The organism is Nocardia sp. NPDC047648, assembly GCF_040642815.1.
Lineage (GTDB): Bacteria > Actinomycetota > Actinomycetes > Mycobacteriales > Mycobacteriaceae > Nocardia > Nocardia gamkensis.
On record NZ_JBEYSX010000005.1, the window covers coordinates 345,962 to 369,995 of the forward strand.

17 protein-coding genes and 1 pseudogene are annotated in these 24,034 nt (G+C 67.6%); 8 read left to right on the forward strand and 10 right to left on the reverse strand.

Annotation, left to right across the window (positions count from 1 at the left end):
• Positions 1–13: 13 nt before the first annotated feature.
• Positions 14–505: a nuclear transport factor 2 family protein gene (locus tag ABZ803_RS14320; protein WP_357037087.1), complete on the forward strand. Its 492-nt coding sequence runs from the start codon at positions 14–16 to the stop codon at positions 503–505.
• Positions 506–692: 187 nt separating this feature from the next.
• Complete coding sequence (locus tag ABZ803_RS14325) at positions 693–1,862, forward strand: 3-oxoacyl-[acyl-carrier-protein] synthase III C-terminal domain-containing protein (protein WP_357037090.1); 1,170 nt, start codon at positions 693–695, stop codon at positions 1,860–1,862.
• Between the two features lie 193 nt (positions 1,863–2,055).
• Here ABZ803_RS14325 and ABZ803_RS14330 read toward each other — a convergent pair whose 3' ends face one another.
• A complete protein-coding gene (locus ABZ803_RS14330; protein ID WP_357037093.1) occupies positions 2,056–2,547 on the reverse strand; it encodes a DinB family protein in 492 nt (163 codons plus the stop codon).
• A gap of 25 nt (positions 2,548–2,572) precedes the next feature.
• Positions 2,573–3,022 (reverse strand): class I SAM-dependent methyltransferase, encoded by a 450-nt coding sequence (locus ABZ803_RS14335; protein WP_357037095.1) that lies wholly within the window; start codon positions 3,020–3,022, stop codon positions 2,573–2,575.
• A gap of 227 nt (positions 3,023–3,249) precedes the next feature.
• On the opposite strand from ABZ803_RS14335, the gene ABZ803_RS14340 reads away from it, so the two are divergent.
• Positions 3,250–3,831, forward strand: coding sequence for an XRE family transcriptional regulator (locus ABZ803_RS14340; RefSeq protein WP_357037099.1), 582 nt, complete (start codon positions 3,250–3,252; stop codon positions 3,829–3,831).
• A 106-nt stretch (positions 3,832–3,937) separates the two neighbouring features.
• Here the strand turns inward: ABZ803_RS14340 and ABZ803_RS14345 are convergent, their stop codons facing one another.
• Positions 3,938–4,243: a hypothetical protein gene (locus ABZ803_RS14345; protein WP_357037102.1), complete on the reverse strand. Its 306-nt coding sequence runs from the start codon at positions 4,241–4,243 to the stop codon at positions 3,938–3,940.
• Between the two features lie 348 nt (positions 4,244–4,591).
• Here ABZ803_RS14345 and ABZ803_RS14350 point away from each other — a divergent pair, with 348 nt between their 5' ends.
• Positions 4,592–10,057, forward strand: a complete 5,466-nt coding sequence (locus tag ABZ803_RS14350) for a carboxyl transferase domain-containing protein (RefSeq protein WP_357037105.1) — start codon at positions 4,592–4,594, stop codon at positions 10,055–10,057.
• 100 nt (positions 10,058–10,157) lie between these two features.
• Here the strand turns inward: ABZ803_RS14350 and ABZ803_RS14355 are convergent.
• Positions 10,158–10,769 (reverse strand): annotated as a pseudogene (locus ABZ803_RS14355) (VWA-like domain-containing protein); the annotation flags it as partial.
• Positions 10,770–11,013: 244 nt separating this feature from the next.
• Positions 11,014–12,165, reverse strand: coding sequence for a lipase family protein (locus ABZ803_RS14360; RefSeq protein ID WP_357037198.1), 1,152 nt, complete (start codon positions 12,163–12,165; stop codon positions 11,014–11,016).
• A 366-nt stretch (positions 12,166–12,531) separates the two neighbouring features.
• Between ABZ803_RS14360 and ABZ803_RS14365 the strand changes: the two genes are divergently transcribed.
• Positions 12,532–13,296 carry an ion channel gene (locus ABZ803_RS14365; RefSeq protein ID WP_357037108.1) on the forward strand — a complete coding sequence of 255 codons (765 nt, stop codon included), beginning with the start codon at positions 12,532–12,534 and terminating at the stop codon, positions 13,294–13,296.
• Between the two features lie 119 nt (positions 13,297–13,415).
• Here the strand turns inward: ABZ803_RS14365 and ABZ803_RS14370 are convergent, their stop codons facing one another.
• From ABZ803_RS14370 to ABZ803_RS14380, 3 genes are all read right to left on the reverse strand, one after another.
• Positions 13,416–14,906: a glyceraldehyde-3-phosphate dehydrogenase gene (locus ABZ803_RS14370; protein ID WP_357037111.1), complete on the reverse strand. Its 1,491-nt coding sequence runs from the start codon at positions 14,904–14,906 to the stop codon at positions 13,416–13,418.
• A gap of 183 nt (positions 14,907–15,089) precedes the next feature.
• Positions 15,090–15,737 carry a hypothetical protein gene (locus ABZ803_RS14375; RefSeq protein WP_357037114.1) on the reverse strand — a complete coding sequence of 216 codons (648 nt, stop codon included), beginning with the start codon at positions 15,735–15,737 and terminating at the stop codon, positions 15,090–15,092.
• A gap of 373 nt (positions 15,738–16,110) precedes the next feature.
• A complete protein-coding gene (locus ABZ803_RS14380) occupies positions 16,111–17,190 on the reverse strand; it encodes a saccharopine dehydrogenase NADP-binding domain-containing protein (RefSeq protein ID WP_357037117.1) in 1,080 nt (359 codons plus the stop codon).
• Positions 17,191–17,385: 195 nt separating this feature from the next.
• Between ABZ803_RS14380 and ABZ803_RS14385 the strand changes: the two genes are divergently transcribed.
• Positions 17,386–20,226, forward strand: a complete 2,841-nt coding sequence (locus ABZ803_RS14385; RefSeq protein ID WP_357037120.1) for a tetratricopeptide repeat protein — start codon at positions 17,386–17,388, stop codon at positions 20,224–20,226.
• A 106-nt stretch (positions 20,227–20,332) separates the two neighbouring features.
• Entirely contained in the window at positions 20,333–20,782 is a 450-nt protein-coding gene (locus ABZ803_RS14390; RefSeq protein ID WP_357037123.1) for a DUF6294 family protein, read from the forward strand.
• Between the two features lie 81 nt (positions 20,783–20,863).
• Here the strand turns inward: ABZ803_RS14390 and ABZ803_RS14395 are convergent, their stop codons facing one another.
• Complete coding sequence (locus ABZ803_RS14395; RefSeq protein WP_357037126.1) at positions 20,864–22,462, reverse strand: esterase-like activity of phytase family protein; 1,599 nt, start codon at positions 22,460–22,462, stop codon at positions 20,864–20,866.
• Between the two features lie 41 nt (positions 22,463–22,503).
• Entirely contained in the window at positions 22,504–23,334 is an 831-nt protein-coding gene (locus ABZ803_RS14400; protein WP_357037129.1) for an HAD family hydrolase, read from the reverse strand.
• 174 nt (positions 23,335–23,508) lie between these two features.
• Between ABZ803_RS14400 and ABZ803_RS14405 the strand changes: the two genes are divergently transcribed.
• Complete coding sequence (locus tag ABZ803_RS14405; protein WP_357037132.1) at positions 23,509–24,003, forward strand: DUF1360 domain-containing protein; 495 nt, start codon at positions 23,509–23,511, stop codon at positions 24,001–24,003.
• The last annotated feature ends 31 nt before the right edge of the window (positions 24,004–24,034 follow it).

Here is a 24,034-nt window from a genome sequence, read left to right on the forward strand (position 1 = left end):
AGGGATACCGACCATGGACGACGCGAGACTGACGCGGCTGGAACAGCGGGTGCGCCGCCTGGAGGACGAACTCGAGGTGACCAGGTTGATCGCCTCCTACGGTCCATTCGTGGACACCGGCGCCGCCGACGCGGTGGCCGCCCTGTGGACCGAGGACGGCGAATACGACGTAGCGGGATGGCATATGCGCTCCCGTGCCGATGTCCACGCGATGGTCCGTTCCGACGCCCACCAGTCTTTGATCGCGACGGGATGCTCGCACTTCCTCGGCCCCGCGCACGTCGTCATCGACGGCGACAACGCCGTCGCCGTATGCGAATCGCTGCTGATTCGCCACCAGGACGGCGTCTTCCGCGTCCGGCGTGCCGGGGCGAACCGGTTCGAACTCGCCCGCACGCCGCACGGCTGGCGTATCGTCCGCCGCACCACTCGCGCACTCGACGGCGACCCGGAGGCGCATAGGTTACTGCGCGCGACGATTCCCGCCGACGTTTCACCTGATTGAACCAGGGCGGGCGAATCGACTCCGGCCTCGACAGCGGCAAGGTGACTCGTGAGCCCGGCTCCGCTGCGGCGTCGGGATGCGGGGGGTGGGGATCCACACACCTTGGGTGACTAGTTGCCGCATGTTTGCTCTCTGATGATTGGAGTGCACATTCCCCGAAGCGTTCGAGCGAGGAAGAACGGGCTCTATGTCATCTGCTCTCGACCATGCACTTCTCACCCGCACAACCGCGCAAGCACGCGAGCACACCACTCGGTCGTCGCCCCCGACGACCGTACCCGTCATCGAGGCGATTGCGACCGGTTCGCCCAGCCTGGTCCTCGACCAATCCGTCGCGGCGGAGTGGATGGCCGGGCAGTTCACCGATCGGCAGCAGCAGGAGCGGATCCGACGCATCTTTCGCAATACCATGATCGACACCCGGCGTTTCGCGGTCGACCCGCTCGATGCCCGGATCCATGCGCCCAACGGTGCGGCAGCGACGATCCAGGATCGCATGCGCCTGTTCTACCGCCATGCCGTTCCACTGGCGGTCGATGTGGCGCGGCGCGCGCTCGACGGTGTCGACCCGGCCGACGTCGGACTTCTCGTGTTCGCCACGAGCACCGGGGTCATCGCGCCCGGCGTCGACGTCGCGGTCGTCGAAAACCTCGGACTGCCTCGGTCGGTGGCTCGCCTGGTGGTCAACTTCATGGGCTGCGCGGCGGCGATGAACGGAATTCGCGCCGCATCGGACTTCGTCCTGGCCAACCCGGGCAAGAAGGCGATGGTCTTGTGCATCGAGCTCAACTCGGTGCAGGCCGTCCCCGTCGACGACTTCAACGACGCGGTGATCGGCAGCCTCTTCGGGGACGGCTGCGGCGCGGTCGTCATCGGCGCGAACCGAGGCGGGGAGCGAGCCGAAGCCGGGACGATCGTCATCCGGGACCGATTCACTCATCTGTTCGAGGCCACCGAGGACGGCATCGTGGTCGGCGTCAACCACGACGGCATCACGTGCGAGCTGTCGGAGAACGTACCCCGGTACATCTACAACGGCGTTGCTCCCGTAGTCGGAGACGTGCTGCGCCGCAATGGATTACGGCAGTCGGACATCGATGCGTGGGCAATCCACCCGGGCGGGCCGAAGATCTTGCTCGAATCCGCGCGATCGCTCGGCCTCCCACCGGAAGCCTCGTCGACGAGCTGGAAGGTTCTCGCTGAGTACGGAAACATGTCGAGCGTCTCGCTGATTTTCGTGCTCGAACGGATCGCCGCTCAGACCGGAGCCGACAAGCCGGTCTCGACCGGTATCGCCTTCTCGTTCGCACCGGGAGTCACGATCGAGGGATTCGTCTTCGACCTCGTTCGCCGGTGACCATGCTGTCTCGCGGCCATCCACCGAAGGCGCGGGCTGCTGTCCGGCACCCCGCGCCGGGCGGTGGCTCGGACCGCATCGAGTCGCCGCCAGTGCGGGCATGTTCGGCCACCGGCCGTACCAGGTTTATGGTCGGCCGAGGATCAGGATGGCCGGCGTACCGCTACCGCCCGTCACATAGTGCTCGAAGATGTCAGCGGCCGGTCGTGCCGTCGATCAGTTCGCGCAGGATGTCCGCGTGGCCCGCGTGGCGGCCGGTCTCCTCGATCATGTGGGTGAGTGCCCAGCGGAGGGTAGGAGCGGGACGGGCCGGTCGCGACCGTGGGACGGGTGCGCCGAGATCGCTGCACCCGTCGAGGATCTCGTTCGCACGTTCGACCGTGTCCCGATAGCGGGCGACGACATCGGCCACGCTGTCGGTCGGTGCGGCCTGGAACGTCGCCTGCCAATCGGTGACCTCGTCTCCGAGGAACATGGAGCGCTCGACGACGGTCAGATGATTCAGCAGGCCGAGCAGGTTCGTGCCCGACGGCACGGCGGCTGTCCGCACCCGTGGTTCGGGGGCGCCGTCGACCTTCGCTGCGATCGCGGCCCGCAGGTAGTCGAGGAATCCGCGCAGGATCTCGGCTTCGCTGCCTCCGGTCCGGGGCGGCGGGGTGTCGCGGCGTCGCGCGATGGTTGGCACGCTGGTCTCCTTCGTCGGATTCGGGTCAGGCGGTGCGGCGAATGAGCAGGACGTGATCGGTGACCTCGGCAGTGCGTCCGTCCGGTCCGGTCGCGCGTCGCCGTGGTGCGTCGGCCCGCTCGACTCTCCAGCTTGCCCGGTCCAGCCCGATTCCCGCGGCGACCTCGTGCGGGGTCGGGTACCGGAGGTCAGGATCCTGGTTCCATGACCATGGCGCGGTCGAGCCGTGGTCGACCACCAGCAGCCTGCCGCCCGGACGCAGCGCGTGCGCGCCTGCGCGCAGGACGGTTGCCCGATCCAGGTCGAACGGGGTGTGCAGGTAGTGGGCGCAGATCAGGTCGAACGCGCCCTGCGGGAACGACTCGCGCAGGTCATGCCGCTCGGCGGCGATGCGATCGCCCAGGTCGTGCGAGCGGGCGAGGCCGATGAGCCGCTCCACCGCGACGGGCCAGCCACAGTGCGTCGCCGCCTTCACCGCATCCGAGGTCCAACGCGTCGCCGGGTGGCAGACACGAGACCGTCTCGGCGAGAAGATCGTTCGGACGCGGGTCGGCGGCCGCGGGCCGGTCGGCGTAGACGCCGTTCCAGAACGTGACCGCGTCGGTGGTGCTCATTGGAGACTCCTTCTGTCGGAACACGTTCAGTCTCGGTAGCCACAGCACGCATTGGCACGCGATCTTGCCGTTCCGGCAAGATGAGCTGATGGACCGCGAAACAAACGACGTGCTCGACGCCGTGGGGCCTCGGCTGCGCGCGTTGCGGCGCGACCGCGGAATCACCCTCGCCGACCTCGCGACCACGACCGGCGTATCGGAGAGCACACTGTCGCGACTGGAGAGCGGGCAACGCCGGGCGACCCTCGAGTTACTGCTGCCGCTCGCTCGTACCTACAACGTTCCGCTCGACGACCTCGTCGGCGCCCCGCGCACCGGCGATCCCCGGATACACCTGAAACCGATCCGGCGTTTCGGGATGGTCTTCGTGCCGCTGTCGCGACGCCCAGGCGGAGTCCACGCGTTCAAGATGATCATCCCCGCGCGGCCGGAACCGCTGGAACCGACACCGCAGACGCACGAAGGCTTCGAGTGGCTGTACGTGCTCAACGGCCGCTTGCGGCTCGTACTCGGCGAGCGCGACCTGACGCTGCCACCCGGTGAGGCGGCCGAGTTCGGCACTTCCGTGCCGCATTGGCTGGGCAGCGCCGACGGCGGCGCGGTCGAGCTTCTCATCCTGTTCGGTCAGCAAGGGGTGGGATCACACGTACGCGCCGACCCCGGCCGGTGAACCCGACCACTTCTTTTTCAGCGACCCGGCCCCCGTCAGCCGGGTAGCAGAAAGCGAATGGGCCTTGCCGGAAGCGGCAAGGCCCACTCGCCGAGCAGTCGACCGGCTATTGCATCGGCGCGGGTCCGCATTCCTTGCCCATCACGTCGGGCAGGTGAGCCCATCCGGACGTGCAGCTCACGATCTCGCCGCCGTTCACCCGGAACGGCTGCGTGATCTCTCCGCTCATCGGTGCACCGTCGGACGCCGTGCAGTCCAGAGCGGTCACCCTGCCCTCCCACACCGGCGAATGGGACGAACAGTTGTAGCTCCACATCTCCTGGGCGGAGACGGTGGGTGGACAGAACAACAGGGCCGCCGCCGCGGCGAAGAACGGGGGAAGACCCAGACGAACGAGGCGTGTGGCTTTCATGACGATCTCCTTGTCCTGGTTCCGTGCGATCTGAATCGGTAACCGTCCCGGACGGGCCGTCCGAGCGGTATCGAGCAGAAACTGCGTGGTTGCTCAGGAGAGAACGTGCACACTGCGGGAGGAACGCTACGCGGAGGTTGCCAGGCCGGGTGCGGAATGCCGATTGCTGTGATCATCCGGATATGACGGCCGCCCACCGGCGCCTCGAGCGGGCACTTCGAAACTCTACGTGCGGGTAACACCCGCACGCTGTGTAGATATCTGGGATAAAGGTGCACACTACGCGAGACCGGGTGTCACACACCTCGCCCGACCGGGCCAACGCTTAGGAGAGGAAGGAACCGGCAAGTGTTCAGCCGCATTGCCATCGTGAACCGGGGCGAGGCCGCCATGCGCCTCATCCACGCCGTCCGAGATCTGGCTGCGGAGACCGCGCTGCCGATCGAAACCGTCGCCCTGCACACCGACGTCGACCGCCACGCGACGTTCGTGCGAGAAGCCGACATCGCCTACGACCTCGGCCCGGCGTCCGAGCGCCCGTACCTGGACCTGAAGGCGCTCGAGCGGGCGCTCGTGGAGACCGGCGCCGACGCCGCCTGGGTCGGCTGGGGTTTCGTCGCGGAGGACCCGGCGTTCGCGGAGCTGTGCGAACAGATCGGTGTCACCTTCATCGGCCCCAGCCCGGAGGCGATGCGCAAGCTCGGCGACAAGATCGGCGCGAAGCTGATCGCCGAGGAGGTCGGCGTGCCGGTCGCGCCCTGGAGCCGCGGTCCGGTCGAGACCGTGGACGCCGCCTTGGCGTCCGCGGCCGAGATCGGCTACCCGCTGATGCTGAAGGCGACCGCGGGCGGCGGCGGACGCGGTATCCGGGTGATCACCGATGAAGCCGAACTCGTCGACGCCTATGAGCGCACTCGCCAAGAGGCAGCTCGGGCGTTCGGCAGTGGTGTGGTCTTCCTGGAGCGGCTCGTCACCGGTGCCCGGCATGTCGAGGTCCAGGTGATCGCCGACGGCCAGGGAACCGCGTGGGCGCTGGGTGTCCGCGACTGCTCGGTTCAGCGGCGCAACCAGAAGATCATCGAGGAGTCGGCGTCACCGGTGCTGAGCCCCGAGCAGGCAGCCGAACTGAAGGCCTCGGCCGAGCGGCTGGCGATCGCGGTGGGTTACCGCGGAGCAGCGACCGTCGAGTTCCTCTACCACCCCGGTGATGATCTCTTCGCGTTCCTCGAGGTCAACACCCGCCTGCAGGTCGAGCATCCGATCACGGAATACACCACCGGTTTCGACCTCGTCCGGGCGCAGTTGCTGGTGGCCTCAGGAGGAAGGCTCGAGGGCGAACCCCCGGTCGAGCGCGGGCACGCCATCGAGGCCCGGCTCAACGCCGAAGACCCCGACCGCGACTTCGCCCCCGCCCCGGGCCGCATCGCGCGCCTGAACCTGCCTGCCGGTCCGGGTATCCGCGTCGACACCGGCGTCAGCGAGGGCGACACGATTCCCGCCGACTTCGACTCGATGATCGCCAAGATCATCGCCTACGGCCGCGACCGTGACGAAGCACTGGGCAGGCTGCGCCGGGCGGTGGCGCAGACCCGGGTGGTCATCGAAGGCGGCGCGACGAACAAGAGCTTCGTGCTCGACCTGCTCAACCAGCCCGAGGTGATCGACGCCAGCGCCGACACCGGCTGGATCGACCGCGTCCGCGGCGAGGGCCGCCTCGTCTCGCATCGCCACTCGGCCGTCGCGCTCGCGGCCGCCGCCATCGAGGCCTACGAGGAGGAGGAGCGGGTTCAGCGGCACCGGTTGCTGTCCACCGCGTCCGGTGGACGTCCCCAGGTACAGCACGAGAGCGGCAGGCCGCTCGACCTGAAACTGCGCGGCGCGAGCTACCGCGTGCGCGTCGCGCGCATCGGTGCCCATCGGTTCCGCATCGGCATCGAGGCCTGCGGCGAAATCCGCACCGCGGACGTCGACCTCGAGCGCTTCGATCGGCACACCGGGCAGATCGTGGTGAACGGCGCCCGCTACCGCTTGACCATCGGCACACACGGGCCGATCCACCTGATCGACGTCGACGGTGTGACGCATCGGATCAGCCGCGACGAAGGCGGTGTCGTCCGCTCCCCCGCACCCGCCCTTGTCGTCGCCACGCCGCTGGAGGTCGGCGCCGAGGTCGAGGCGGGCGCGCCGGTGCTCGTGCTGGAGAGCATGAAGATGGAAACGGTGCTGCGCGCGCCGTTCCGCGCTCGCTTGAAGGAGTGCGGCGTCTCCGTCGGCACCCAGGTGGAGACCGGGGCGCCGTTGCTGCGGCTGGAGCCGATCGCCGAGGACGACGAGGCCGAGGCCCCCGCGGCGACCGAGTCCGTGGAACTGGACCTGCCCGGCGAGCCCGGTCAGGTCGAGCCGCACGAGCGCACCACCCGCGGTCAGCAGGACCTGCGCAGTCTGCTGCTCGGCTTCGACGTCGACCCGCACGACGACCGCCGGGTGCTCGACGAATACCTCACCGCGCGCCGGGCTGCCATCGCGGACAACCGCAGGCCGCTGGCCGAGGAACTCGAGCTGGTGGAAGTGTTCGCCGACCTCGCCGAGCTGACCCACAACCGGTCGTGGGACGAGGACGGCGGCCAGGGCCATGTCCACAGTGCCCGCGAGTACTTCCACACCTATCTGCAGAGTCTCGACGTCGAGCGGGCCGGGTTGCCCGAGTCCTACCAGGCCAAGCTCGCCCTGGCGCTCGGGCACTACGGGATCACCGATCTGGAGCGCACCCCCGACCTGGAAGCCGCGGTCTTCCGGATCTTCCTCGCCCAGCAACGCCCGTCCGACACCGCCGCGGTCATCACCACACTGCTGCGCGAGTGGCTGCGGGAGCCGGTTCCGGACCGGGCGCTGCGCGAGCCCGTCGGTCTCGTGCTGGAGCGGCTCGTGGCCACGACCCAGGTGCGCTTCCCCGTGATCGCCGATCTCACCCGCGGCCTGGTGTTCGCCTGGTACGGCCAGCCGCTGCTGCGGCGTAATCGCGCTCGCGTGTACACCAACGTCCGCAGGCACCTGCGCCACCTGGACGCGCACCCGAGCTCCCCCGATCGCGCCGAGCGCATCTCCGACATGGTGCGCAGCACCGAACCGCTGGTGCGACTGCTCGGCCAGCGACTGGAGCGCGGCTACCCCGACCACACCGTCATGCTGGAGGTGCTCACCCGCCGGTACTACGGCAACAAGGGGCTCACCGGCGTGCACACCCACGAGGTGGGCGGCTGCACATTCGTGATCGCCGAGCGAGCGGGCTCGAGCCTGGTGTCCACCGCGGTGAGCTTCGACGCGCTCGACACCGCGCTGCGCGGGCTCACCGAACTGGCCGCGGGCGCCACGTCCATCGACGCCGACATCTACCTCAGCTGGGAGAAGCAGCCCGGCGACTTCGACGCGATGGCGGCGGCGCTGCACGAGGTCATCGGCACCCACCAGTGGCCGAGCCAGGTGCACCGCATCACCGCCACGGTCGCGGGCAGCGGCGGCGCCGTGATGCACCACCACTTCACCTTCCGCCCGTCGGCCACCGGTATGGCCGAGGAGCGGCTGATCCGCGGCCTGCATCCCTATATCGCGCAGCGGATGCAGCTGGAGCGGCTGCGCAAGTTCGACCTCACCAGGCTGCCGTCCTCGGACGACGACGAGATCTACCTGTTCCGGTGCGTCGCGAAGGAGAACCCGGCCGACGATCGGCTCATCGCGTTCGCGCAGGTGCGTGACCTGGCGGCGCTGCGCGAGCACGACGGCAGGCTGCTCGCGCTGCCCACGGCCGAGAGCACCATCGCCACCTGCGTCGACTCGATCCGCCGGGCACAGTCGCAGCGGCCGTCGGCGAAACGCTTCAACACCAACCGCATCGTGATGTACATCTGGCCGCCGATCGACGTCACCCGGGCCGAACTCCAGACCATCGGCGGACACGTGCTGCCCACCGCCGCGGGCGCCGGGCTGGAGGAGATCCTGCTCATCGCGCGGCAGCGGGACCCGGGCACCGGCGAGCTGACCAAGATCGCCGTCCGCATCTCCTTTGGCGCCACCGGCAGTACCGAGGTGACCGTCGGCGAACCCACCGACGAGCCGGTCGAGCCGCTGGACGAGTATCGGCAGAAGGTGCTGCGGGCGAGCAGCCGCAACACCGTGTACCCCTACGAACTGACCGGTCTGCTCGGTGATTTCGCCGAGTACGACCTCGACGAGAACCACACGCTGGTACCGGTCGACCGGCCCAAGGGGCGCAACACCGCGGCCCTCGTCGCGGGTGTGGTCACCACGCCGACCGAGCGGCATCCGCAGGGCGTGACGCGGGTGGCGCTGCTCGGTGATCCGACGAAGTCGCTGGGCGCGCTGTCGGAGCCGGAGTGCCGCCGCGTGATCGCCGCGCTGGACCTCGCCGAACGGATGCAGGTGCCGTTGGAGTGGTACGCGCTGTCCTCCGGCGCGCGGATCTCGATGCGGTCCGGCACGGAGAACATGGACTGGGTGGCGGCGGCGCTCAAGCGCATCGTCGAGTTCACCCAGGACGGCGGCGAGATCAACATCGTGGTGGCGGGCATCAATGTCGGCGCGCAGCCGTACTGGAACGCCGAGGCGACGATGCTCATGCACACCAAGGGCATCCTGGTGATGACGCCGGACTCCGCGATGGTGCTCACCGGCAAGCAGGCGCTCGACTTCTCCGGCGGTGTGTCGGCCGAGGACAACTTCGGCATCGGCGGCTACGACCGGGTGATGGGTCCCAACGGGCAGGCGCAGTACTGGGCGCCGAACCTGACCGCCGCGCGGGACGTGCTGATGTCGCACTACGACCACACCTACGTCGCGCCCGGCGAGCAGACGCCGCGGCGAGCGCAGACCAGCGACCCCATCGATCGCGATGTCTCCGACTTCCCGCACGTCGCGGCGGACAGCGACTTCACGACCGTCGGCGAGATCTTCTCCGCCGCGAAGAACCGGGACCGCAAGAAGCCGTTCGATATCCGGACCGTGATGCGGGCCCTGTCCGACCAGGACCACCCGGTGCTGGAGCGGTGGGCGGGCATGGCCGACGCCGAGACCGCGGTGGTGCAGGACGCGCATGTCGGTGGCATCCCGGTATGCCTGCTGGGCATCGAGTCGCGGGGTGTCCCGCGACGCGGCTTCCCGTCCACCGACGGCCCGGACACCTACACCGCGGGCACACTGTTCCCACGGTCGTCGAAGAAAGCCGCGCGGGCGATCAACGCGGCCAGTGGTAATCGACCGCTGGTTGTGCTGGCAAACCTGTCCGGCTTCGACGGCTCGCCCGAGTCGATGCGGAAGCTGCAGCTCGAGTACGGTGCCGAGATCGGGCGCGCGATCGTGAACTTCCGCGGCCCCATCGTGTTCTGCGTGATCTCCCGGTATCACGGCGGCGCGTTCGTGGTGTTCTCGAAGGCGCTGAACCCGAACATGACCGTGCTCGCGCTGGAGGGCTCCTTCGCCTCGGTGCTCGGTGGCGCTCCGGCCGCCGCGGTGGTGTTCGCCGGTGAGGTCGACACCCGCACCGCGGCCGATCCGCGGGTGCGGGACCTGGAAGCGCGCGCCGCGATCGCATCCGGCACCGAGCGCGCGTCCTTGACCGCGGAACTCGACGAGATCCGGTCGTCGGTCCGGACCGAGAAGCTCGCCGATGTGGCCGCGGAATTCGACCGCGTGCACGATATCCGGCGCGCTGTCGAGGTCGGTTCGGTGGACGCCGTCATCCGCGCCTCCGAACTGCGCCCGCGCATCATCGAGGCCATCGAGGCGCGCCTGGCCGGATGATCCGATCGCCGTGGCCGTACGCCGACGAGTCCCACCTAATGTGGTGGCGACTTGCCGGCGTACGGCCATTTCGGTCAGGAAGACCCTCATCAGCGGGCACCTACCCGATATCGACTACCCGAGCCCATGCGGGCGGCGCGTCCGGAACGTAATCGGGGTCCTGTTCGCGCCACGAAGTGTCCTTCTGCCGCCGGAACAGGCCCACCACTGTCCGGCAGGGTGGTCGTCGGGCCGGCCAGGGGGTCTGGCCGTCGGTGAGGATCACGAGGGCGTCGGGGCGGGGTTGGGTTCGCAGCGCTTTGGCGATGCCGGTGCGCAGGTCCGTGCCTCCGCCGCCCACCAGCGGTATTCGCTCGGCACGACACAGCGGGTGCACGATCCTGGCCGCCGCGTCGCACGGCAGCACGGTGACCAGGTCGCGGCGGCCGCCCACGGCACGGGAGATGGCCGCCACTTCGAGCAGCGCGCTGCCCAGTTCGGTGTCACTGACCGACCCGGATGTGTCGATGAGCACCGAGACCCGAGGTGGCGTTCGCCGCAGACTCGGCAGCACCACGCCGGGCACCCCGGCCGAGCGCCGCGCCGGCCGGCCGTAGGTGTAGTCCTCGCCCGCACCGGCGCCGCAGACCGCTGAGCGGACGGCCGCTCCCAGCAGATCGCGCCATGGCTGTGGCGGGTGGAACGCCTCTGCCGCCCAGCGCTGCCATGCTTGGGACGGTCGTCGATCGTGACGGGCCATCTACGCAGGCCTGCAACGCACTCGGGAGCAGGTAGCCGATCACGGTGCGCGGGTTATGGGGAGGCGACCCCGCAGTATGGGCGGTGCTCGAGCGTGGCACCAACCGAATCGCGGATACCGTCCAGCCCACTGGTTGCCCCGACCCGGCCTGCCGGATGACGACGGGGTGGTCCGACTTGTCTGCGCCGATCACCGCTGATGCCCGCATAGCCGCGTGTCAGCAGTTGCTGGGGGCAGGCTCTCCGCGAACCCGAGCGTCGAGCCATTGCATTACCGCGGGCGCACCCAGTACCGCGGGGGACAAATGCTCGAGCGCGGGGCCCAGTTCGACCGAGGGCACCCGCAGCGTCTGCACCCGCACCCCTGCCGTGCACCAACGGCGGAGGGTGTTCTCGATGGCATCGACCGGAATCTGCTGGTCCTCCGGCGAATGCCATTCGAAGATCGGTGTTTCCGGCACGCCGACGTACAATTCGAGGCTGTTCTCCTCCACCACCGAGCGGGCTTCGCGACTGTCGAAGATCCAGGTGTCTGTGATGTAGTCCCGGGCGCTGCCGTCCAGGCCCGAAATCAAGATTTCATTGCTGCAGCTGTTTGCCATGGCCTTGCCGACTTCGAGGCCACGCGGGTTGAGATGCGCGCTGATCGGCAGCCGATCCGGGTACTCTCGCTCCAGACCGATCGCCGCTGCCATGGCCAACCCGAACGAAGGGTGCGGGTTCAAGCCCAGCGCCTCGGCCATAGTCAGCAGATTCATCGGTGCGCCGCCGATGGCCGCGCCCGCGAGTTCCAGCTCCGGTGCGTACGCCGGCTGCAACGCGGCCGCCCATGCGGTGGCAAGGCCGCCGCCCGAGTAGCCGGCCATCACCGTTGGGCTGGACGGCACGGCGAGTGCGGGCAGCCGCTTCACCGCCCGGATGCCGTCCAGTACGATCTGGCCACCCAAACGCGCGGCCCCGAGAGCGAATTGCGGTCCGAGGTGATCCGGCAGCGCGACGCTCCAGCCCTGCGCCAGCGCCACGTTCAAGATCGGCGTGGTCACCGTCAGGTTCAGATCGTCGCCGTACAGTTTGTGCGAAAGGGCGCAGTCGGTGCCGAGCGCATTGATGAAGTGCTGATAAGACAGCAGTGGCCCACCCGGCCGGCGGCCGAACGGCGTGAGAACCGTGGTCGTCGCCGCGATCGGTGCTCCGCGGGAATTGGTGGACCGGAATTTGACCAGCGTGACGCTGGAGCCGGGGAAGATCGCCAGCGGCGGCAGCGCCCGTTCACCGAGCACATCACCTGGCAGATATGCCGCCAGATCCGCCGGGGCGGCATAGAACGGGTCGGGATCGGGCCGCGGATACAGTGGCTCCGCGGTCGCCATCGTCGCCGGGATCAGCCCCAGGGCCACGGCGCAGACGGCACCGAGGGCCCGTGCTACACCGCTGAACCTGCCGCCCGGGAAACAAAACAACCGCCCGATCACGATCTCGACCTCCACGGGTAGTTCGCGGGCATTCGTCGACCAGCCAGCCTGCATTCAAATCCAACCCCATGCGCAAACATCCAGCGACACGCCGGAAAGATGTCGGGCTCCCGCTCCGAACACGCTGGAATGCCGACCGGGGTCAGCACGGCGTCTCGGGCTCCGTGTGAGAATCAGCGTGAGAAGCGGCCGGACTCTCGCGGAATCCCACCGGTCGAACCTGCGGTGTCGCCGACGCCGCGGCCGAGCGACACAGGTAGTCCGATGCCCGAAACACAATCCGAGTTCACACGCAGGGAATCCTGGGAGCGGACGACCGGCATTCCCATGATGGTGCTGGCCGTCGTATTCCTCGGCGTCTATGCCTGGCAGGTGCTCGATATCGAGGCCTCACCTCGTCTGGACGCCTGGCTTACCCGGGTCGACGTGATGATCTGGGCGGCGTTCGCGCTGGACTTCGCGGTGCGGTTGTGGCTGTCCGGGAGCCGCTTGCGGTTCCTGCGTACCCACCCGGTCGACTTCTTGATCGTGGTGCTGCCGCCGCTTCGCCCGCTGCGGCTGCTGCGCGCAGCCATGCTCGTGATCGGCACGTTGAACCGGAACACGACGACCAGAGCCAGGCTCGCGGTGTTCGTCGGCGCCAGTTCGATACTGCTCCTGCTGCTGTGCAGTCTGGCGTTCTTCGACGCGGAGTACGGGGCGGCCGACAGCAAGATCCACAATTTCGGTGACGCGCTGTGGTGGTCGATGGTCTCAGTGACCACCGTCGGGTACGGCGACGTGTATCCGGTGACGACCGAAGGCCGTTTGATCTCGTTGATCCTGATGACCCTCGGCATCGGCCTCATCAGTTTCGCGATCGGCACCACTACCAGTTGGGTGATGGATCAGCTGAAGAGTGTCGAGGCGAATGTGGAGAATACCGATCGGGAGATCACCGAACTCGTCGCCGAGATCCGAGCGCTGCGCGCCGAAGTGGCCGAGATGCGCTCCACTGTGGTCGTGCCGGATACCGTGCCGGCCGACTGATCATCACCACCAGTTGCCCGACCCTCTCCGCGGGAAGCAACACGCGACGACCCAGTGATACTTCCCGCGGCCGGTCGTTTATCCCCCGGCAGCAGAGTCGGCGACATCCATCGCGGCAGTCACCGCGCGGCGGTCGCAGTCGGCACGCGAGTGTCGTCGGTGTGCTCCAGTCGAGCGCTGATCTGCGGGTAGGTCGGATACTCGATGCCCGAGATGTACTGCACCGTCCGCACGACCTGGCACGAGTAGCCGAATTCGTTGTCGTACCAGACATACAGGATCGCGGTGTCGTCCTCGACGATCGTGGCATTGGCATCGATGATCGATGCGGCGCGCGATCCGATGAAGTCGCTGGAAACCACGTCCGTGGCGGCGGTGTAATCGAGGTTCCGGCTCAACGGCCCGGCAAGCGAAACCTGACGCAGGTACTCGAGCACATCGCTTTTCGTCGTCTTGCGCTCCAGCTGCAAGTTCAGGATCGCGACCGATACGTCAGGGGTGGGGACGCGAATCGAGTTCCCGGTGATCTTGGCTTTGAAGTCCGGCATCGCCTTCGCGACCGCGGACGCGGCACCGGTTTCGGTGAGCACGAGATTGAACGGCGCGGACCGGCCGCGACGGTCCGCCTTGTGGTAATTGTCCAGCAGGTTCTGGTCGTTGGTGAACGAGTGAACCGTCTCCACGTGCCCGCGGATGATGCCGTACTCGTCGTCCATGGCCTTGAGCGGCGGAACGATCGCGTTGGTCGTGCACGAGGCGCACGAGAAGATCCGCTGCGACAGGTCCAGGCTGCGGTGGTTCACGCCGTGCACGATATTCGGAACGTCGCCCTTACCGGGTGCGGTGAGCACGACTTTCGCGATGCCGGGGCGCAGATGCTGCGACAGCCCGTCACGATCACGCCACCTGCCGGTGTTGTCGATCAGGATGGCGTCGTCGATCCCGTATTCGGTGTAGTCGATCGTCGTCGGATCATCGCTGTAGATGAACTTGATCACGTTCCCGTTCGCGGTGATCGTGTCATTGCCGGTATCGACCTTGATTGTGCCGTTGAAGTGGCCATGCACCGAATCACGGCGAAGCAGCGACGCGCGCTTGGCCAGATCGTCGTCGCCTCCCCTGCGCACCACCACGGCACGCAGGTTCAGACCGTTACCCGATCCGGCCTTCTCGATAAGCAGGCGCGTGACCAGACGACCGATGCGGCCGAAGCCGTAGAGAACGACGTCCCTCGGGCCCGGCGACTGAGCCTTGTTGCCGTTGGTCACCTCGGCCAGCACCGCCGCGGTGAACTCGCGGATCGACAGTCCGCGATCGTCGGTGCGATAGGTCATGACCAACTGACCGATATCGATCTTGCACGGGCCCAGATCCAACTCGCTGAGCACTTGCAGGAAAGGAAGGGTCTGATCCACCGACAACTCTTCGCCTTCGATCTGCCTCGCGAAGCGGTGCGTCCGCAGAATGCTGATCACCGACTTGTTCACCAGCGACCGGCTGTGCAGCAGGATCGTCACCCCTTTGCGCCGATACAACGTGCCGATGATGGGAATCATCGCCTCGGCGGCGGCTTCCTGGGCGTTCCAGCGGTCAAGTTGTTCGGTAGTCAACGCAGTCCTCGGATTCCTCGGTATTCTCGCCGGATCGATGCTAGTGAGGGCCGCGATATCACTGCGATCGGCTACCCACCGGTGAGATCGCCAGGTCGTGACGTCGATGGAAGCAAGCGGTCAGGCGCAGACCGGCGGGCCGATGGAAGTGCTCGCGACCCGTCGGCGCATAACAGTGCGTAGTCAGCAGGTGACGTCCACTTCGGCAGCCTTCTCGAACGACACATGCACATGGTCGTAGTGATTGGCGGTCGGGCTCCCGCGGTCTTCCAGGTACGACCAACCGCTGCCGTCGTTGTACCGCTGCCGCCAGATCACGTACGTCACACCGAAACGCTGCTTGTTGGCCAGCACGAAGTCGGCGATCGCGTCGCCGCGCGCGGAATCGGATGTCATGAGGTCGAGGGCCAGGCCGGCACCGTGGTCGCCGTCGGCACGGCCGACGGCGCCACCGACGTCGGTGAGGCCGAACGTCTTCTTGAGCATGTTGCCCACCCTTGCCACGTGCGGCCTCGTACCGGCGAGTTCCGTCGAGCACGGGACGGAGGGAGGTGGTGGGGGCGGGTGCTGTGCGGCGTTCTTCTCCGACGGTGGGGGTGGCTCGACGGCCGCCGCGGCCGGCACCGGCTGAGGCATCGGCGGAACGACGGTCGGGACCGGGCGGGCTTCGACGGCGGTCGACTGCGGTGAATCGACCGCCGCCACGTGCTGAGCGGCCGGGACCGGGCGTAACGCCGCCCACAGCACGACGGCGAGAGTTGCCGCGACACCGCACACAGCCAGAGCGGTGAGCTTCCGGGCTGCGGTTCGTTTGCGGTGTTGGCCAGGCATTATGTCGGTTACCGGTTTACTGTCGAGAGCAGGTCACCGATACATTACGAAATGGTCGCGAAAATGTCACGCCCGTTGGTCCCGGTAAGGCACCCTGCCGCGGGTGCCACCGCCGGACACAGTCGAGGGTGAATCCGGTGGCGGATCAGCTCCCGCGGCGAGCGGGGCAAGACCCGATGTGCGTCCGGTCGGCGAACTCGCCGTTCACCGCGACGGTTGTCGATGCCGGGCAGCCACCCGCTCAGCGGTTGCCCGATCATCATCGACATCGGCGCTCAGCGCATACGCGTCGCGTACCACTCCTGCGGCCGCCGCTGGAAATGTCTTCGCACCTCGCGACGCGTGGAGGCTGTCGATTGGGCGGCGGCGAGCCTTACCGGCTGAACCCCGCATCGGCCGCGGCGGCGGTGAGCGCGTCCAGACCGAACGCCTCGACCGGGCCCAGCGCACCGGTGCCGAGCAGGCCGCCGTCCAGTGCGGCCTGTGCGCCCCAGGCGAGGATCGCGCTGGTGAAGTCGTAGGGATCGACCCCGGCCAAGGTCACCGACGCCAAGACGCGGCCGGTGTCGTCCAATGCCTCGGCGATCGCCCAAGAGCGCGTGCGTGCCCGCGCTTCGCGCCCAGGGCCGCCGGTCGAGCCCTTCACCACGCGTTCCAGCGCGCCTTCGGCCAGCCGCTTCACCGGCTCCACCCGCGCGACCGCGCCGGTGAGCAAGGATCCGGCCTGCAGGGCACGAGCGGCCGCGGGAGGCAGGCCGAGGTAGACGTCGGCCTCGCGCAGCTTCGGGTAGGCGCGGCTCAGCGCGAGATGTTCCGATCCGGGAATCGATACTCCTGTACGCGGGCGGCCTGCGACGTCGAAGGTGCGGATCCGTGAGCCGGTGCGCTCGGGCACGATCCGGCCGCCGCGGAGGGCGAAGCCGTGTTCGAACAGCATCCCGGCCATCGACGCTCGGGTGCCACCGCTGGCACCGGGGCTGGCGATGAAGTAGCCGATGTCGGCGCGGATGGCGTCGGGCGCTTCGCGTAAGGCGAGACCGGCGGCCAGGTTGCCGGGCACGAAGTCGAACCCGAACGCGGTCAGCAGGCCCACTCCCGCCTTGCGGGCCTCCTCGTCGCGGTCGAACACCGTGCTGATGAATGGGCCTTCGCCGGTGGAGTCGAAGTAGTGCGCGCCCGCCGCCACGGCCGCGGCCAGTGCGGGCCCGCCGTATCGGAGAAACGGCCCGACCGTCGTCACCAGCACGTCGCCCCGGCCCAGCAGGGCCCGTACCGAGTCGGGCTCGGTCACGTCGGCGACCGCGGTCTCCGCGCCACCGAGGTCGGCGGCCAGTTTCTCGAGCGCGGCGGAATTGCGGGCAGCCAGCACGGGGGCGGCCCCGCGGGCGATCAACGCTTCCGCGGTCAGGCGGCCGGTGTACCCGGTGGCGCCGAACAACACGATTTTCGGCATTGGCAGTCACCTACGTTTCTATTCGTGGATGGACAGGGGAAGTAGCAGTCACTCCGCACTGAGTGCGCTGTCCCGGCTACAAGATCATGACGGGTGCGGCGGATCCTCGTCCGGACGCGGTGTCCGGCATGTTCGCACAGTCCTTACCGCCGAGCGCTGTTGTGCCCGTGGGTCGCCCTGCCCGATAGTTCTTCCATGGCGGAGAGGCTGGCTCTGGTTGTCGCGTCGGAGTGCGCGGCATTCCCGCGACTCGGGTTCACCGGTGAGCTGGCCGCGGCGCTCTACTCGGCTTTCACCACGGTGGGCCATTGGCTACCGATCGGTGACGGACCCCTGGTCGACCCCACGGTCATCGAACTCAAGCGGCGTGTCAAAGCCGCGTTCCAGCAGGCCGACGAGCTGGGAGCGACGCTGTTGATCGCCTTCATCGGTCACGGGTTCACCGCCAACGACGAGGATTTCTATCTACTCGCCGCCGACTCGGAAATGCCTCTGGACTCCGATTCCGGCTTCAACCTGGTCAATGCCGTAGCCGAGCAATTGGGCAACACGCGGGCACTGGACGGGCTCATCGTCCTCGTCGATGCGTGCGAGGCCGGTACCGGCGCGATCGGCGCGGGGAACCGCTGGGTGCGGATGCTGGAGAAGACCGCGGGACGGATGGAACTGCTGGTCGCATCGGACGACGGCAACGCATACGACGGCTGTTTCAGTCGAACACTGTTGCGCACCTTCGATACCGGCCTACCCGGCAGCGGAACGAATCTGCTGTGTGCCGACCTCACACCGGAGCTGAGCACCGCGTGCCAACGGCAGACCGCACGGCATCTGTCCTTCAACGGCACTCAGGTGCGCCGCGGGGACCAGGGCCTGTGGCTGGTGCCCAACCGGTCCCGGTCCAGAGACGCGGTGACCGGCAGACCCGCGGCGGGCCTGGTGGATCATCTGGTGCGCAGCGTCTCTTTGACCTCGCATGTGCAGGAAACCCTCGCCGACATCGTCGAAGCGGGCGGCGATCGATTGCAGGCGTTGATCGGACCGGCCGGGGCCGGGAAATCGACACTGATGTCGCTGCTCATCCGGCCGGGCCTGGTGGAGACGCTGGATTCGTTGACCGCCGAATTCGTCACCGCGGCCGTCTTCCTGGACGTCACGAGCACCATCGAGTCGGTGCTTCTGGAGCTGTGCGACCAACTCGGCGCACGCTTCGGCGCCGAATTCGACGCGGCCCGCCGCGCGGTGCGGGCGGAGCTGACCGACCTGGAGCGGTTCAGCGCCTTCGAGATCGAGATCGTGCGGCCACTGCATCGGATGCGGAAGGCGGGCCGACGCATCCGCATCCTCATCGACGGCCTCGACCAGCCGGAAGAGGGATGCCGCAGCAGCGTCCTCGCCGCCGTCGCCACGTTGACCACCGACGAACGGCTGCGCCACGTGCGGGTGATCGTCGGCGTCCGGTCGGGTACCGACGTCGTGGATCATCCGGATATCGCGCATGCCCGCCGTGTCCACTTGCCACCACCCACCGTCCGAGAAGTTCTGGCGGAGGTGGTCCTCACCGAAGGCGCTATCCCTCACCGGCTCGACCGAACGCTGCACGAATTGCCCGACGATGTGCGCGGCGGATGGTTGATCCCGCGATTGATCACCGAGATCGATCGGCGCGATGCGGACATCGACGGCGCGGACCTGAGTTCCCTGGTGGCGACGAGATTCCACGCGACCCGTCGGCGTCGGGTGCACGAAGAGATCGCGCTGCCGGTCGGCGCGCTGCTCGCGGCGGTCGGCGTCGGCCCGACCGCGCCGCTGCCACTGATCTGCGAAGCCCTCCAGCAGCTCGGGTGGCCGGTGCCGTTGCCGCGACTGCGCGACGTGGTGGTAGACCTCGGCGTGCTCGTCGCACGCGGTCATCCGGGTCTGGATAACGAAAGAGTCGGGCTGTCACACGCGGCGTTCACCGGCCCGCTGCGACAGATCGTCTGCGCGCAATGGCCGACCGCACTGTTCGACGCGCACAGCGCGCTCGCCGCCGCGTTCGACGCGGTAACCGGCTCGGATATCGATGCCTACGCGCACACCGCAGCGCCCCGACACTATCTGGCCAGCGAAAACTCCGCTCGCGCCATAGCTTTCCTGGACGCGGCGGACACCCACCGGCGTCCGATCGACAATCGGGCGTCCTGGGCCAACTGGCTGGTGGCCTTCCAAGACACGTTGCCGCCGCAACACCCGGACCTGTTGGCCGCCCGCGCCCGCCTGGCTCGATGGACCGGCGAGGCCGGTGAGCCGTTCGCGGCGCGCGCGATGTTCGCCGGGCTCGTCGAGGATTGCACCGCGATGTTCGGTCGCGACCATCCGCAAACTCTCCTGCCGCGCGTGCAACTGGCCAACTGGCACGTCCAGACGGGTGATCCCGAGGGGGCGGTGACAATGCTCACCGAGCTGCTGGACTTGGAGCGGGACGAACGGGAGAAGCTGCGGATCCGCGCCGATCTCGGCTTCAGTACCGGCCAAGCCGGTGACATCGTCGGTGCGCGTGATCAGTACACCGCCTTCCTGCCGGAACTCGAAAGATTGCTCGGCTCGACCCATCCCGACGTACTGCACTCCCGCGACCAGTACGCCCGGTGGGTCGGCGAAGCCGGTGACCCGGAACGAGCGCGCCGGCAGTTGCTGGAACTCGTGCCGATCTGCGAAAGCGTGCTCGGACCCGAGCACACCGACACGATGTGGGCCAAGGACAATCTCGCCAGGTGGACCGCGGCCTGCGGTGACCCCGATGGCGCCGCTCGTTTGTATCGCGAAGTGCTGGCCACGCGCGAGAAGGTCTCCGGCACAGAGCATCCGTTCACTCTCATGACCCGGCGAAACCTGGCCCAGTTCTACGCGGGGCACGGAAGCTACGCCGCCGCATTGGAACTCGGTTCCGATCTACCGGAGATCTGGCGGCGGCTCTACGGTCCGAAGGACCGGGGAACCGTCGACGTGACCAGGGATGTCGCAGAATGGACGGCCCGGGCCCAGATCGACCGGTAAGCAAGCGGGGCAAGCCGACTTGACTGCTATTGACGATCGCCGGACGGGTGCCGATAATTTTAGTCAGCGAGACTGACTATTCCTGGGGAGCGCCACGATGACCGCAATGTACCGCCACGTCTTGATCCGGCTCGCCGTCTGCGTCGGCTTGGCCGCCGGAACCGCCGTCGCGTCCATGCCCGCCGCCCATGCCGACGCAGAGAAGGTCTTCACCTGGGACCACGACATCAGGGCCGGTGACTGCACGATGTTCCATGGCGCGCGCTGGATCTTGCACAACGACGGCATCGCGGAATTCCATGCTCTCGTCACCAGTGGTTCCGACAACGATGCCTGGCTCATGCACGCCGCCCTGTTCGACGCGAACCACGTCTATCTCGGCAACATCATCAACGACAAGCCACCCGGCGGCGATATCGGCAAGTTCGTCATCAATCTGCCTTCCTCGGCTGTCCAATACCCCTGGGATATGGACAAAGACCACCACAACGAGAAAACCTTTTCACCACAGGCATTTCAGGCCGTGGCCAGGATCGAGCTGCAGAACCACTGCTGAGCTACCGTCGTGGGACAGGGCGAGTTCCCTTGATCCGAACTTCGGAGGTGTCGTGCAGCGCTTCGTGGAGCCTGGCGCGATCTACTTCACCGTGATCGTGATCGTCCGCGCGTGCGTCTCGGCGGGGAGTGCGGTGGTGTCGACCATCAGCACCTCACCGGTGTCCTGCATACCGTTGGCGAGGAGTTTCGCCTTCAGTCCGAACGGCGGCTGATCGCCGGTGGCGGCCTCGACGCCGAAATCGCTGTCGGCCGCGATGTAGAGGGTCTTGCCCCCGTCACGGGTGGCGATGCCCTCGATCTTGTCGTGGCCGAAGAACTTGCCGTCGGCGTTCAGGCCGTCCAGCAGGCCACCGAGGTCCAGGCCGGACTTCTTGGTGACAGGGATAACGCCCGCCTTCCGCAGCGTGGCGACACCATCGGCGGTGGACACGGCACCGACCAAGAGTTCCAGTGGCTTTCCGTCCACCAGCAGGCCCAGCCGCGGATCGTATTGCGCTCCCTCAACCTTCGCCTGCGGTCCGACATCCGTCGCGCCGGTGATGTCGATGGTCCACAGCTTCTTGTTCGCCTTGGGCGTTTTGTTTCCGTCGCGCTCGTCGACCAGGAAGGTGGTGTTGCTCAGCGCCGTGATCTCGGAGACCGCGAGCTTCTGCTTCGGCTCCTCCAGCGGATAGACGAATTCTCTGACCTCCCGGGTCTTCAGATCCACGGTGACGATCCGGGTCATGGGCACCTCGCGCGTCGACGCGACACCCGGCTCGTTCAACGCGCTCTGCATGATGCCGACCAGGGTGCCGCCGTCCGGCGTGACGGTGAGTCCCTCCATACCCTGGTTCGGAGTGCGCAACGAAAGCTCCCCGGGCAGACCTCGGCCCGGCGCCAGCCGTTCCAGCTCGGTGCCGTCGGCGCCGAAATGCACAAGGAACGGCCCGTACTCGTCGGACACCCAGAAGCTGCCGTCGGGCATGGCGACCAGGCCCTCGGTGTCGAGGCCGTGATCAGTGGGCGGCAGGATGGCGCCGTCGAGGTCGCGCATGGTCTCGCCGGTGCCCGCGGAGATGTCGACCAGGCCGTTGAACGGGCGGCCCGCCGAATTCTTCAAGGGGATGACGCTTTCCAGCACCGCCCTGGTGCCGACCAGCTTTAACTTGGCGATGCTGGGCGTGAATGCCGGTGCGGGAACAAGCTTCTCGTTCTTCACTTTGCCGTCCACGTTCGGCCCGCGGTCGGTGAGACCATAGAACTCGTCGGTCGATCCGGGGACCGGCGTGAACGCCGACCCGTATCCGCTGCCCGGCAGGCTCACGCCACCGAACTCACCGAACGGCGGAATATCGGGGGTGAACAACTTCACCGCGTCGGTGGTGGTCACGGTGATGCTGTCCGGCCCGCTGTACCCGGCCGCCGGCGTGTACACCACCGCACCGTCGGTGCGCCGGGTGATCGCGCCGTGCTGCGGATCGGCGATCCCGACCGCGGCGCTGCCGCCGGTCTCGGCCAGCAGATCGTCCAGCGAGATCACCAAAGGCTGATCTCTGGTGGCAGTGAGATCTGCCTCCGAACTCGATGACGAGCAAGCCGACAGAACGGCGGTCGCGCACACGGCGACCATGACGAGTGGGCTTCGGAGCCCGTGGTGGGTTCTCATCAGCGATGCGTACCGTCCGAGTCCGATCATCAGTTGGCCTCGAGCTGAACATGAGCCGTCGATCCCCGCAATCATCCGATCATTCTGCCGTGACGCCGGCCCCGGGGAGTGTGGACGCCGCGCGCGGTGGTGCGCGCCGCGGCCGGTCGGGTGGTCCGGCGCTCCGCTACGCCGGCGAACCCCTCCGAACCTGTGACATCGGATCCGCCCGGCACATGATCGGCACCGAGAGCGTTGCTGACCAGGTGGAGTTGACGCCGCTGCGGATCGGTCAACGAAGGGACGAGCAAGGTGGGCATCCCGACATCCACGGCTGCGCCATCGCGGGAAGGCCGGTCTCCGACCATGAGGGTTTCCGCGGGGCGAGTGCCGAGTTGTTCGCACGTGAGGCGGAATATGGCAGGGTCGGGCTTCTGGATCCCGTGCTCGTTCGACAGGACGAAAGTTTCGATCGAATCGGACAGCCCTGCCTCGGCGAAGAACGGCCGAATGTCGAAGTGAATGTTGCTGAGCACACCTATCTTGTAGCCCAGCTCGAACAGGCTGGTGAGAGTAGCCGCGGCGTCGGCAGCGAAATGGTTGTACGTCGGATCGGAATCCACTGCGAAAAGCGCGTTGCAGAGTTCGGTGTCGAGTCCTGCGTCCGCGAACACCGCGTAGTAGGTCTCCCGGTGACGAGCGGCGCTCGTGTTTCCCTGCGGTGATTGCAGGCGGTTCGGCTGGCCGGCGGCTGTTCGAATGTCCTGGAGGAGGGCGATGGCGGCGGCGTCGTCGTGTCTGCGTCCGGCCCGTCGCAGTGCTTCCTGCGTCCAGCGTTGGGGGGAAAGTTCCGAGACGAGAGTGCCTCGCCAGTCGAAGACGACAGCGCGGAGGTCGTGCGAGTGCGAACCAGAAGATGGCATGGAGGTGAAGGCTATCGGCGAATGGCGCTGACACCGGCATCCAGATCCGCGCCCGGCTGCCTGCCGCCACGCGGCGTGCCGGGCTCGAATCGGACGGATACGGCGTAGCGCGGTAGCGGTCGGGTTCAGGACAGCTTCGGGAGTCAGAGCCGCTCGTGCGGGTATGCCCGCTGCATGACCGCAGTCGAAGGGCGCCCCGAGACCGACAACCAACGCTCGATGAGCGGCTACCTCGCCACGATGGCGATGTTCGGCATCACCGTGTCCGTGGTCGCTCTGCTCGGCAGGCTGACCCACCGGCAACTGCCGCGGGCCATGAGCGTGCAGGAGTTGGTGGTCACCGCGGTCGCCGCACACAAGCTGTCGCGTACCGCGACCAAGGACACGATCACCGCACCCCTGCGCGCCCCGTTCACCCGCCCCACCGGCGACGGAGGCCCCGGCGAGGTGATGGAGCAACCCAAGGCCGCCGACGGGTGGAAACACAGCATCGGAGAGCTGCTCACCTGCCCGTTCTGCTTCGATGTCTGGGTGATCACCGGCTTCACCATCGGTCACGTGTTCGCGCCCCGCGCCACCCGCCTGGTCGCCGACGCCCTGGCCGCGTTGACCGGCGCGGACTTCCTCCACCTCGCCTACGCCAGCGCGCAACAGCTCGCCCAGCGATAGCACTGCGAGCGCTCCGAAACCCACGCCGAAC